The sequence below is a fragment of the Trinickia mobilis genome (assembly GCF_017315705.1).
Classification (GTDB): Bacteria; Pseudomonadota; Gammaproteobacteria; order Burkholderiales; family Burkholderiaceae; genus Trinickia_A; species Trinickia_A mobilis.
This window is the reverse complement of record NZ_JAFLRF010000077.1, coordinates 1-11,337: the sequence shown is the minus strand read 5'-3', so window position 1 is coordinate 11,337 and position 11,337 is coordinate 1. Positions and strand designations below refer to the sequence as shown.

General features: G+C 62.3%; 11 protein-coding genes. 7 read left to right on the top strand and 4 right to left on the bottom strand.

What is annotated here, in order from left to right:
• The first annotated feature begins 551 nt into the window (after positions 1–551).
• Genes imuA through J3489_RS36355 form a run of 3 tightly spaced genes read left to right on the top strand, consistent with a single transcriptional unit; the run spans position 552 to position 6,328 of the window.
• Positions 552–1,334, top strand: coding sequence for a translesion DNA synthesis-associated protein ImuA (imuA, locus tag J3489_RS36365; RefSeq protein ID WP_242540589.1), 783 nt, complete (start codon positions 552–554; stop codon positions 1,332–1,334).
• Positions 1,237–2,961 (top strand): Y-family DNA polymerase, encoded by a 1,725-nt coding sequence (locus tag J3489_RS36360; protein ID WP_207005636.1) that lies wholly within the window; start codon positions 1,237–1,239, stop codon positions 2,959–2,961. The genes imuA and J3489_RS36360 overlap by 98 nt, the downstream gene beginning before the upstream one ends.
• Before the next feature lie 4 nt (positions 2,962–2,965).
• On the top strand, positions 2,966–6,328 hold the full coding sequence (locus tag J3489_RS36355; protein ID WP_207005635.1) for an error-prone DNA polymerase: 3,363 nt from the start codon (positions 2,966–2,968) through the stop codon (positions 6,326–6,328).
• A 34-nt stretch (positions 6,329–6,362) separates the two neighbouring features.
• Here J3489_RS36355 and J3489_RS36350 read toward each other — a convergent pair whose 3' ends face one another.
• Both J3489_RS36350 and J3489_RS36345 read right to left on the bottom strand, forming a co-directional pair.
• Positions 6,363–7,271, bottom strand: a complete 909-nt coding sequence (locus tag J3489_RS36350; RefSeq protein ID WP_207005634.1) for a dTDP-4-dehydrorhamnose reductase family protein — start codon at positions 7,269–7,271, stop codon at positions 6,363–6,365.
• Positions 7,272–7,280: 9 nt separating this feature from the next.
• Entirely contained in the window at positions 7,281–7,514 is a 234-nt protein-coding gene (locus J3489_RS36345; RefSeq protein ID WP_207005633.1) for a heavy-metal-associated domain-containing protein, read from the bottom strand.
• An 88-nt stretch (positions 7,515–7,602) separates the two neighbouring features.
• Here J3489_RS36345 and cueR point away from each other — a divergent pair, with 88 nt between their 5' ends.
• From cueR to J3489_RS36330, 3 genes are all read left to right on the top strand, one after another.
• On the top strand, positions 7,603–8,022 hold the full coding sequence (cueR, locus tag J3489_RS36340; RefSeq protein ID WP_207005632.1) for a Cu(I)-responsive transcriptional regulator: 420 nt from the start codon (positions 7,603–7,605) through the stop codon (positions 8,020–8,022).
• A 302-nt stretch (positions 8,023–8,324) separates the two neighbouring features.
• A complete protein-coding gene (locus J3489_RS36335) occupies positions 8,325–8,471 on the top strand; it encodes a DUF3563 family protein (RefSeq protein ID WP_207005631.1) in 147 nt (48 codons plus the stop codon).
• Positions 8,472–8,643: 172 nt separating this feature from the next.
• Positions 8,644–8,964 (top strand): hypothetical protein, encoded by a 321-nt coding sequence (locus J3489_RS36330; RefSeq protein WP_242540588.1) that lies wholly within the window; start codon positions 8,644–8,646, stop codon positions 8,962–8,964.
• Between the two features lie 15 nt (positions 8,965–8,979).
• Here the strand turns inward: J3489_RS36330 and J3489_RS36325 are convergent, their stop codons facing one another.
• The gene (locus J3489_RS36325; protein ID WP_207005629.1) at positions 8,980–9,825 is read right to left on the bottom strand and encodes a 23S rRNA (adenine(2030)-N(6))-methyltransferase RlmJ; all 846 of its coding nucleotides are present in this window, start codon (positions 9,823–9,825) and stop codon (positions 8,980–8,982) included.
• Between the two features lie 163 nt (positions 9,826–9,988).
• Positions 9,989–10,960 (bottom strand): potassium channel beta subunit family protein, encoded by a 972-nt coding sequence (locus tag J3489_RS36320; protein ID WP_207005628.1) that lies wholly within the window; start codon positions 10,958–10,960, stop codon positions 9,989–9,991.
• Between the two features lie 253 nt (positions 10,961–11,213).
• Here J3489_RS36320 and J3489_RS36315 point away from each other — a divergent pair.
• A partial coding sequence (locus J3489_RS36315; protein ID WP_207005638.1) for an SDR family NAD(P)-dependent oxidoreductase occupies positions 11,214–11,337 on the top strand: 124 nt, incomplete at its 3' end.

Sequence of the window (11,337 nt, the reverse complement as noted above, 5' to 3'; positions counted from 1 at the left end):
GACCGGCCAGCCCCTCACCCCCAACCCGCATGCTCGCACGCGCTGTGCGCGCCGCGTTTCGCGTCTTGGCGCAAGCAGACCGACATGGCCAGCCGCCTTCGAGCCCATCCCACCACCTCGTTACGCCTTCTCCGCAGACAAAAAGCGCTAAGCCATTGAGCCTCAACGCCCCTTAACTTTCCCTATAGAATACTGTATAAAAATACAGTATCGAGTGCACGTCGCCCATCCAACTGGACTGCATTTCCGTAGGCTGGCAGCGGGTGGTCACGTTGATCATTGCTGTGTCCCGTCGGAGACAGCCGGGATGGGCATGTGCGGAAGACCGTTCAGTGCGTGACAAAACGCAAGGCAAACCGAGGCCGCTTAACAGGTTGATACGAGCTGGTTGATGTCGGTTTGGTGCGCACAGCACAACCGCAGCGAAGCCTGGGCGCTCCATCGATACTCGCGCGCGAGTAGGGCGGCGCATTCTCTTTAAAACGAGCAGGTCTATGGCAGCAATCATTCAGCTTGCGGCGCAGGCGCTGGCGCCCAATCTGCAACGTCAGATGTGGCAGGGCGACCAGGTTGCCAGCCCGTTGGCGCAGACGATTTCGAGCGGCCATCCGGCGCTCGATCGAGCGTTGCCCGGGCAGGGCTGGCCTACCGGCAGTCTGACCGAGTTGTTGGTCGAGCATGACGGCGTAGGGGAGATGCGCTTGCTGGTTCATGCGCTTCGCCAGCTCACGATGGAAGCGGAGCGGCACGTGGTGATGATCGCACCTCCTTATCGTCCGCATACGGCGGCGTTGCAAGCATGGGGGATCGCTATCGATCGGATTTTTTGGGTGCGGGCAACGGAAACTCAAGCTTTTTGGGCCGCCGAGCAGGCGCTGAAGCAGGGCGGGATGGGGGCGATGTTGATGTGGGCGTCGAATGCACGGCCGGAGGCACTAAGGCGCCTGCAAGTCGCGGCTCAAGACTCCCGGTCGCTGGCCTTTCTGATTCGCCCGGCGAACGCCGCGGTGCACTCTTCGGCCGCACCGTTGCGGATGATTTGTTCGCCCATTCTGCCGGATGGTGCGCAGGCGATGAACCGCCGGCATTGGCTGCACAAGGTCGGATTGACGATCGACATCATCAAGCGCCGTGGTCCGCCCCTTGCAGAACCGCTGCGCATCGAGCTTCCTGTGCAGGAAGCGATGTTGCCGGCGCGCACCGCATGTCCAAGGCGTCACGAACGAAAGGTCAATCATGTTGTGGATTGCTGTGACATTGCCTCTCTTATCGCTGGAGGCCGTGAAGCCGCCTCTGCCCGAGCGAAAGAGCACGAGCAAATCGAATCGGCGTGATGGCCTCGGCGAGCCTGCATCCGGTGCAAGCGATATCCGGTGCTATGCCCTGGCCGATCACGCGCATATCCTGATCCCGGATACCACCGCATATCAGTTCGGCGTGCATGTGGGGCAAACACGTTCGTATGCGTTGGTGCTGGCCCCGGGGCTCCAGATGCTCACGCCGGATCCCCAACGAGAGACGCAGGCATTCGAAGCGATGGCGCTGGCGCTGCTTGCGTATACGCCGAAGGTATCGCTGGCTCACGCTCATACGCTGTTGCTCGAGGTGGGCTCAGGGTTGAGGCTCTTTGGCGGACTGCGTGCATTGCTGGCGAAGGTCGCGTCGACGGTCCGCGATTTCGGCTATACCGCTCGCATGGCGTGTGCGCCGACCGCATGGGGCGCCTGGCTGCTCGCGCATGCCCGGGCGCGGCGGGAAGGGCGTCGCTGGCATGTCGTGAAGGATGCGTCGTTGCCGCGTGCGCTCGACGTGCTGCCGGTTTCCTTATTGCCTGCCGTAGCCGCATACGGTGATGCGTTCGAGCAGATCGGCTGCGCGACGCTGGCCGATTTGCGGCGCTTGCCTCGTGCCGGGATCGTCAGACGTTTCGGCAGCGACGTGTTGGACTTGCTTGCGCAGGCTTACGGCGAGAAGCCAGACCCGCGCGAGTCGTTCCGAGCGCCGGCTGCGTTTCGAGCGCAGCTTGAGTTGCAGGCGCGCGTCGATAGCGCCGAAGCGCTGCTCTTTGCCGCGCGCAGGCTCGTGATGCAGTTGGCCGGATGGTTGAGCGCACATCACGCAGCGGTCAGCAGCTACACGCTGTTGCTTGAACACGAGTTGGCGGCTCGCCATGCGCCGCGCACCTCGAGCTTGACGGTCTCATGGGCGGTGCCGTCGCGCGACCCCGATCACCTGATCTGGCTGCTGCGCGAGAGGTTGAATCAGACCGAGCTGATTGCACCGGCTGTCGAGCTGAAAATCGTCGCCAATCAGATCGGCGAACATGCGGCGCAATCGGACACGCTGTTTCCTATGCCGGATGCGGATCGCGATTCGGCCGCGCGTCTCTTTGAACGGCTGAGTGCGCGTCTGGGCTCAGAAAATGTGATGCGGATTTCCATGCAGGACGATCATCGGCCCGAGAGGGCGATGAGTGTCGAGGCGTATCAAATCGGGCAGCCCGAGCGGACGTCACGGCAGGCGAAGTCGAAGCGTGCGCTGCGAAATTCAGGGGCGAAGTCTGCGGCAAAGGAGATGCCGGCATCTGCATCGGGCGCTGCGGCAGGCGGCACCGTCGAGCCCAGCCATTCGGATAGGGCTGCGCAAACGGGGCTGCCGGATAACGCGTTGCCGCTTCGCGCGCCTCCTCAGGCGCTTGTCTTATCCGATGAAGTACCGCAGCCGCCGCGTCCCGTTTGGCTGCTCGATATGCCGCTCAAATTGGCCATGCGCGAACAGCGGCCGGTCTATCGACGTCCCTTGAAAATGCTGACCCGCACCGAGCGGATCGAGGCGGGATGGTGGGATGGGCAGGGCATCGAACGCGATTACTACATCGCAGCCGATGACGATGGGCGAATGTTCTGGGTGTTCCGAGAACGCCTGTCGGGCTATTGGTTCTTGCAAGGTCTTTTCGGTTGAAGCGATGGCACCCTCTGCTTTATCTCTTGCCACGCAGGCATCGGCATCGTCGCCTCTGTTGCCCGCCTATGCGGAACTGCACTGCCTGAGCAATTTTTCTTTCCTGCGTGGCGCTTCGCATCCGCGCGAACTCGTCGAGCAGGCGATCCAGCATGGCTATACCGCACTCGCGATTACTGACGAGTGCTCGCTCGCCGGCGTCGTGCGCGCGCACGTTGCGGCGAAAAAGCACGAGAACGAGCTGCAGCTTTTGATCGGCAGCGAGCTTCGCCTGACCAGCGAAGACGGTGAGCGTTTTTGCACGTTGGTTGCGCTCGCAACGAATCGGGAAGGCTATGGCAACCTCTCCGAGCTGATTACGCTTGGGCGATCACGCGCGGAAAAAGGCAGCTACCGGCTTTCGCCGATGGACTTTACCGATCCTCCGTCGGAACTCGCGCATTTGAAGCACCTGCCCGATTGCCTGCTGATGCTGGTGCCGCAGCGCGAAGCCTCGCTCGCGCAGACGCTGCGCTGTGCGCGCTGGCTCGCGGCCTTCGCGCCAGGGCGCTCATGGCTCGCGCTCGAGCTCTGGCAAAACGGTCGCGACGACGAGCATACCGAAGCGCTGCGAACGATTTCGGATGAGAGCGGCTTGCCGCTCGTCGCCGCGGGCGGGGTGTTGATGCACGCGCGCTCGCGCAAGCCGCTTCAGGATACGTTGACCGCGATTCATCTCGTGAAGCCGCTCGCGGAGTGCAGCCACGCGCTCGAACCGAATGCCGAGCGGCACATGCGCACGCGCGTGCGAATCGCGGCGCTATATCCGGCAGATACGCTCGAAGAGACGTTGCGCGTCGCGGCTCGCTGCAAGTTCAATCTCAATGAACTGCAATACGAGTATCCGGAAGAGCTGGTGCCGCCGGGCGAGACGCCGATGAGCCATCTGCGCAAGCTGGTCATGGCCGGTGCGATCGAGCGCTGGCCAAACGGGCTTTCCGTCGACAACATCGAGCAGATCGAAAAAGAACTCGCGCTGATCACCGATCTTCAATATGAGAAGTATTTCCTGACGGTGTACGACATTGTGCGCTTCGCGCGCGAGAACCATATCTTATGCCAGGGGCGCGGCTCGGCGGCGAATTCCGTCGTTTGCTATTGCCTGCGGATCACCGAGATCAATCCCGCGCAGATCCATATGCTCGTCGAGCGTTTCATTTCGCGGGCGCGCGACGAGCCGCCCGATATCGACGTCGACTTCGAGCATCAGCGCCGCGAAGAGGTCATCCAATACATCTACGAAAAATACGGCCGGCGCCGGGCGGCGCTGACCGCCACGCTCATCACCTATCGCACGCGTGGCGCGCTGAAGGATGTCGGCAAGGCGCTCGGGCTCGAGGCGACGCTGATCGAGCGGCTCGGCAAGTCGCAGCAATGGTGGGATGGTCCGGATGCGATCGCCAAGCACTTGGCCGAGGCCGGCTTTGACGCGCAATCGCACGTCACGCAGCACCTGATCCGCTTGACCCATGAGCTGCGCGGCTTTCCGCGGCATTTGTCGCAGCACGTCGGCGGCTTCGTGATTGCACGCGACAAGCTCTCGCGTCTCGTGCCGATCGAGAACGCGGCGATGAAGGACCGCAGCGTGATCGAATGGGACAAGGACGATATCGAAGCGCTCAAGCTGTTGAAGGTCGACGTGCTGGCGCTTGGCATGCTGTCGGCGATTCGGCGGGCGCTCGAATTCGTCGCGTTGCGGCGCGGCTTTCCGAATTTCGGCGCCGAGCATATCCCGCGCGAAGACCCGGCCGTCTACGAGATGTGCGGCCATGCCGATACGATCGGCGTGTTCCAGATCGAATCGCGTGCGCAGCAGAGCATGCTGCCGCGTCTGAAGCCGAAGCAGTACTACGACCTCGTGATCGAGGTCGCGATCGTGCGGCCCGGCCCGATCCAAGGCGGCATGGTGCATCCGTATTTGCGCCGCAGGCAGGGGCTGGAGGTCGTCGACTATCCAAAGGAAGAGTTGCGGCCGGTGCTCCAAAGAACGCTCGGCGTGCCGATCTTTCAGGAGCAGGTGATGCATCTCGCGATGGTCGCAGCCGAATACAGCGCTGAAAAGGCCGATGAATTGCGTCGCGCAATGGCTGCCTGGCGGCGCACCGGCAATCTGAAGCCCTATCAGGACGATCTGAAACAGAAGATGCTGGCGCGCGGCTACGACGAGGCATTTGCCGACCGGATCTGCAAACAGATCGAAGGCTTCGGAGATTACGGCTTTCCTGAGAGCCATGCGGCGAGCTTCGCGCTCCTGGTTTACCTGAGCGCATGGCTCAAGCGCTACGAGCCGGCTGCGTTTCTTGCCGGCTTGCTGAACAGCCAGCCGCTCGGTTTTTATTCGCCGTCGCAACTCGTGCAGGATGCGAAGCGCCATGGCGTGCCGGTGTTGCCGCCCGATGTCACGCTAAGCGATTGGGAGTCGACATTGGAGAAGCAGCAGCGGTCCGGTGAGCGCATCAGGTGGAGCGAGACCGGCAGGCGTTGCCAGGATGCCAGCCAGTATCGGCAGATGCTCCACGATGCGCCATTGCCCAAGCGGGCGGTGTCGAAGACGATCAAGCACGCCATCAGGCGTCACGTCGCGCGCGTGAAGCAGCCGGCCGCGACCTATGGTGCGAGAGGTCCCGCGGTGCGTCTCGGCATGCATCTGATCAAGGGATTTTCGCAGGCTGCCGCCGAACGGATCATGGCAGCGCGCGGCGTCGCCCCGTTTGGCGATATCGACGATCTCGCGCGGCGTGCCGCGCTTACGCGCCGCGAGCTCGAAGCGCTCGCAGCGGCGAATGCGCTCGTCAGTCTTGCCGGCCATCGGCGGCAGGCTTGGTGGGCCGTGACCGCGCAGCATACGGTGCCGCAACTTTTGCGCGACGCGCCGATCGCCGAGGCGCCGCTCATGTTGCCGCGCGCGGCCGAGGGGCGCGAAATCACCGACGACTATCGAAGCCTCGGGCTCACGCTGAATCGGCATCCGCTGGCGCTACTGAGGCCGCGGCTCGCGAAAGAGCGCTTCAGGACCGCGGCGCAACTGGCGCATCTGAACCACGGCCGGCATGTGCATGCGTGCGGGATCGTCACCGTGCGGCAGCGGCCCGACACGGCGAACGGCACGATCTTCGTGTCGATCGAAGACGAAACCGGCACGATCAATGTGATCGTTTGGCCGGCGCTCGTCGAAACGCAGCGCAAAGCGCTGCTGGGCTCGGGGTTGCTCGCGGTCTACGGCGTCGTGCAGCGCGAGGGCGAGGTACTGCATCTGGTCGCCAAGCGGCTCGAGGACCGGACTGCGTTGTTAGGGCGGCTCGCTGTGTCGAGCCGCGATTTTCACTGAGCGCTCGTTTGCCGGCTGGAGGCGCTTGTGCCGTTCACGGGCGCCACGGGAAGGCGCCGAGCACCTGCAGGATCGCCTCGTCAAACGGCGTGCGGCGTCCAATGCCGAGCGCCTCGAGACGGCTCGAATCCAGGTGGCAGTCGCGCGGACGCGGTGTTGCATCGGCCGGCGTGTGCTGCGGCGTGAGCCGGGCGTCGAGTTGCAATGCCCGCGCGAGCCGCATGGCGATGTCGAACTTCGTCATCGGCTCGGCCCCGGACCATTGCGTGATGCCGCAGATCGCGTCGCCGCGCGCATGGCGTTCCAACATTTGGCGGATCACGAAGGCGACGTCGGGCGTGAAGGTCGGATAGCGCGTCGCCCACGCATCCATGACGGCGGCCTTCGCATTGGGTGAGGCCGAGGCAGCGATCGCGGGAACGAGGCTCGTGGCCGCCGATTCCTGCCAATCCTCGATCGGTCCGAACAAGAGCGGTAGACGCAGCACGCAGCCGAGCTCCGTTGTCTCCAAGAGCGCGCGCTCGCCTTCCAGTTTGCTGCGGCCGTAGGCGTTGAGCGGCGCGGGCGGGTCGTCGCAGCGGTAGGGCGGTTGGGTGCCGTCGAACACATAGTCCGTCGAAATCGACAGTACCCACGCGCCGCGCCGGCGGGCAGCCGCGGCGACCGACGTCACGGCGTCGACGTTGAGCGCGCGGGCGAGCGCGGGATCGTGCTCGCAGACATCGGGCCGGCGTTCGGCCGCGGCGATCACGATTGCGTCGGGCGCGGTGCGCCCGATGAAGGCGTCGACTGCCGCCGCGTCGCGCATGTCGAGCGGGACCGATGCATCGTAGACACGCCGATAAGCAGTGCGGACGACGCGCCAGTCCGAGCGCTCCGCCAGCTCATTGGCAACCGCGCGTCCGAGCAAGCCTGAGGCGCCGAGGAGGGCGACCGTGAACATCGCGCTTCCTTAGACGTTGCCGCCCGCGTGGTTGGCGGCGCCGGCGACTGCGCCTTTGACGGTATAGCCGGCCTCGTCGATGGCGGCTCGCAGCACGCTTGCGTTCTGGACCGACTCGACGGCGACGCGGCCTTGCTCCAAATCGACCTGCACGCGCGCCGCGGCGTCGTGCGCTTGAATCGCCTTGGTCACGGCCGCGGCACAGTGTTGGCAGCTCATGCCTTCAACTTGGAATTCGATCATTGGGTTCCCTTTGGAGAATGGAGGTGAGAGGGTCGACCTTCCCATTATGGGAAGGTGTACGATCGGACAGCACATATAGGAGCTGACCATGAACATAGGTGACGCGGCCCGCGCATCGGGTGTGACCGCAAAAATGATCCGGTACTACGAGAGCGTCGGGTTGCTTGCGCCCAAAGCGCGCACCGAGTCGGGATATCGAATCTACGGCACCGACGAAATCCACACCCTGCGCTTTATTCGGCAAGCGAGGCGCCTCGGGTTTCTCGTCGAGGACATTCGCAAGCTGCTCGCCTTGTGGCAAGACCGCACGAGGGCGAGCGCGGAAGTCAAAGCCATCGCGCTTGAACATGTCGCCGAACTCGAGCGGCGCATCACCGAGCTGACCGACATGCGCGACACGCTCGCTCACCTCGCCCGGCATTGCCACGGCGATTCGCGCCCGGACTGCCCGATTCTCGAACAACTGGCTCATGAACTCGGCACGGAGCAGACGGTGAAATGCCATTGAGCCCGAGCGACATTTTCTGAGATGCAGGGCAGATAGGGTCGAATGAGTCAACCTGATTTGCACAATTATGGTGCTCCTTGACGCAATCAAAGGCCGGCTAACGGCGCGTTCAGCTAAATCCTCTTTACAAATCAACACCTTCGGTTGCGCCCTAAATCGAGTCATTCCGAAATGGAATGCTCGTCATTCGAGCATTTCACTAGACGGTTGCACCGGCAGGCCTATAATTCGGGTTAACCCTTTTACGGGAAATCCCTGATGCCCAACCCGCCAGGGGTTCAATTCGATCCTTGGAGAACATCATGTTTGCGTACATCCTCGAAAAGCTGAGCAACTGGTTTGAAGCTGCTGAACGTCGCCGCCGTGAGGCTTATCTCGCGTCGTCGGCTGACATCGTCCAGCTCGAACAACGTATTCGCTCGCTCGAAACCAACGGCTACTCGCTGTAATCGCAGAGCGCCAGTGCGACGGGCCGCACTCCGTACTTTGTTGTGATGCAAAGCCCCGCAAAGCGGGGTTTTGTCGCATCTGGAGCACTGATGCGACTAGCCTAAACCTTGCCATCACGGTAAGGTAAAGCGTTTTTGCTCGTCAACGCGCCCGATAACGGATATGTCGACCATGCGCCCTTTTCTCTTGCTTCGCGTGTTGCCGGCCGCTTGTGCGGCTTGCTTGCTCGTATCGCTGAACGCATCCGCCGCGTCGACCACAAAGCCGCTCGTGCTCGATACGCAAAGCGGCATTAACGATGGGCAAAGCGGCGTCGTGCTGCAAACGGCGCCGTTGTCGCGTCAGCCGATGGTCGCCGCTAAGCCGACTGCAACCCCTGCTGAGCTGCAACCGGATTCGTCGCAGCCCATCATCGTTGCGCCTTATATCAACTTGCCTGTAGGCGGAGCCTCGGCGCCGCGGCCTGTGTACCGCCCGCGCTCGAGCCAGTAGCGGGTCCGTCGCGGCTCAGTCGGCCCGGCCCTCGATCTTGAATTGCGCCGTTTCGTCTTGCCGGAGCTTGTCGACTAGGTAGGGCAGCGTTTCTTTCATCGTTGCGGCAAGCGTGTACGGCGGGTTCAGGATGAACATGCCGCTCCCGTAGAGTCCGAAGCCGTCCGACGGCGGACGGCTTACCGTCAGTGTCACATGCAGCCAATTGGTCGGCTGCAAGCGCTTTAGCTGCTCGGGAAAACGCTGCGATTCCGGGCGCGTCACCTCCGGATACCAGACCGCGTAAGTGCCCGTCGCGAACCGCTTCAAACTTTCCTCGATACAGGTCAGCGTGCGCGCGTAGTCGCGCTTGTCCTCGAATGATGGGTCTACCAGCACCAACGCACGGCGCGGTGGCGGCGGGAGAATTGCCTTGATTCCGTCGAAGCCATCCGCGCCAAAGAGCATCGCGCGGCGCCCCGCATCGCGAAAGTTGTGGCGCAGGACATCGATTTCAGTCGAGTGCAGCTCGAAAAGGCGCATGCGATCCTGGTCGCGCATCAGCCGCCACGCCAGGTAAGGCGAACCCGGGTAATAGCGGAGTTCGCCGTCCGGATTCAACGCGCCGACTTCCTCGACATATTCCGCCAGCGCGGTAGGCAAATCCGTCCGCTCCCAAAGTTTCCCGATACCCGTTTCGAACTCCGCGTTTTTCGTCGCATAGCCTTCCTTGAGCGAATAGACTCCGGCGCCCGCGTGCGTATCGATGTACCAATAGGCCTTGTCCTTCATGCCGAGATAGCGCAGCAACTGCACGACGACGCTGTGCTTGAGAACATCGGCATGATTGCCTGCGTGAAAGGCGTGGCGATAGCTGAGCATGGCAAACGGAATGCGAGAGGATGAATGCGGTTAAACGCGCAGCGAGCACGCAGTGTTGGCTCGTCTGCGCTTTGCATGAAAAATGCATGGCGCCGAGGCGCTGGTGGACGCTGGCGGGCGGTCGCGTATTGTACGCGACCGCCCGCGCCGTTTTTCGCGGGTTTTACTGATAGGCGTCGCCGACGACCTCCTCGATCTTCTGCTTGATTTCCGGGGTGATTTTGGCGGCCACGTCTTGCGCCTTCATGTTTTCCTGGATCTGCTCGACGCGCGACGCGCCGGTAATCACCGTGCTGACGTTGGGATTCTTCAGAATCCAGGCGATCGCGAGCTGGCCGATAGTGCAGCCGAGTTCATCGGCGATGCCGCCTAGTTGGCCCACGATGTTGTTCTTGCTCACATCCGTCAGTTGCGTGCGCAACCAATCGTAGCCCTGCAATTGGGCGCGGCTGTCGGCCGGCACGCCATTGCGGTATTTGCCGGTGAGGAGGCCCGACGCGAGCGGGCTCCAGGTCGTGAGGCCCAGCCCGATGTCTTCATAGAGCCGCTTGAATTGCTGTTCGACACGCTTGCGGCAGAAGAGGTTGTATTGCGGCTGTTCCATCACCGGCTTGTGCAGATGATGGCGCTCCGCGATTTCGTAGGCCGCGCGAATTTCGTCGGCGCTCCATTCCGATGTGCCCCAGTAGAGCGCCTTGCCGCGTGCGATCATGTCGCTCATCGCCCAGACCGTCTCTTCTATCGGCGTATTCGGGTCGGGACGGTGGCAGAACACTAGGTCTACATAATCAAGCTGCAGGCGGTGCAGCGACGCATCGATCGCGTTCAACAGGTATTTGCGGTTCAGCGTGTGGTACTGATTCGGCGCCTCATGCAAGCCCCAAAAGAACTTGGTGGACACGACATAGCTAATGCGCGGCCATGCGAGCTCTTTCAGTGCATGGCCCATGATTTCCTCGGACTTGCCGCCTGCATAGACTTCGGCGTTATCGAAGAAATTGACGCCTGCATCGCGCGCTGCCGCGAGCGATTCGCGAGCGGCTCGTCGGTCCACCTGATTGCCGTAAGTGACCCACGAACCAATTGAAAGCTCGCTGACTTGCAGGCCGGAACGTCCGAGTCGTCGATAGTTCATATGCTTCTCCTTCGAAGGGGGCATGAGAGTCAAACGCACAGCTTAATCCGAATCGCTTTCGCACGTGGGCGGTGGCGTCTTGTTGCGCGGGTTCATTTGTCGAGCAATTTGCGGAACAGGACCGTGATGGTTCATGCACAATACCGAGGTCGGTCGTGGCGCGGCAGTCGGCTGACCGGCATATGCCTTTCGGCCGGGTTGTCATGCATTTATCGCCATGGTGTCATGTGCTCAATCCAGATGGAGGTTTCGAATGTCGTCGTTGAACATGAATCTGAACGGTAAGGTCGCTGTCGTGACGGGCGCCGCAAGCGGCATCGGCAAGGAAATCGCATTGGTGCTCGCGGCACAAGGCGCTGCGGTGGCGATCGCCGACC

What these genes read in the sequence shown, in the direction of transcription:
- J3489_RS36360 (WP_207005636.1), top strand. Translation starts at nt 1,237, where the DNA reads ATGTTGTGGATTGCTGTGACATTGCCTCTCTTATCGCTGGAGGCCGTG.
- J3489_RS36330 (WP_242540588.1), top strand. Translation starts at nt 8,644, where the DNA reads ATGCGCCCTTTTCTCTTGCTTCGCGTGTTGCCGGCCGCTTGTGCGGCT.
- cueR (WP_207005632.1), top strand. Translation starts at nt 7,603, where the DNA reads ATGAACATAGGTGACGCGGCCCGCGCATCGGGTGTGACCGCAAAAATG.
- J3489_RS36325 (WP_207005629.1), bottom strand. Translation starts at nt 9,825, where the DNA reads ATGCTCAGCTATCGCCACGCCTTTCACGCAGGCAATCATGCCGATGTT.
- J3489_RS36335 (WP_207005631.1), top strand. Translation starts at nt 8,325, where the DNA reads ATGTTTGCGTACATCCTCGAAAAGCTGAGCAACTGGTTTGAAGCTGCT.
- imuA (WP_242540589.1), top strand. Translation starts at nt 552, where the DNA reads ATGTGGCAGGGCGACCAGGTTGCCAGCCCGTTGGCGCAGACGATTTCG.
- J3489_RS36320 (WP_207005628.1), bottom strand. Translation starts at nt 10,960, where the DNA reads ATGAACTATCGACGACTCGGACGTTCCGGCCTGCAAGTCAGCGAGCTT.
- J3489_RS36355 (WP_207005635.1), top strand. Translation starts at nt 2,966, where the DNA reads ATGGCACCCTCTGCTTTATCTCTTGCCACGCAGGCATCGGCATCGTCG.
- J3489_RS36350 (WP_207005634.1), bottom strand. Translation starts at nt 7,271, where the DNA reads ATGTTCACGGTCGCCCTCCTCGGCGCCTCAGGCTTGCTCGGACGCGCG.
- J3489_RS36345 (WP_207005633.1), bottom strand. Translation starts at nt 7,514, where the DNA reads ATGATCGAATTCCAAGTTGAAGGCATGAGCTGCCAACACTGTGCCGCG.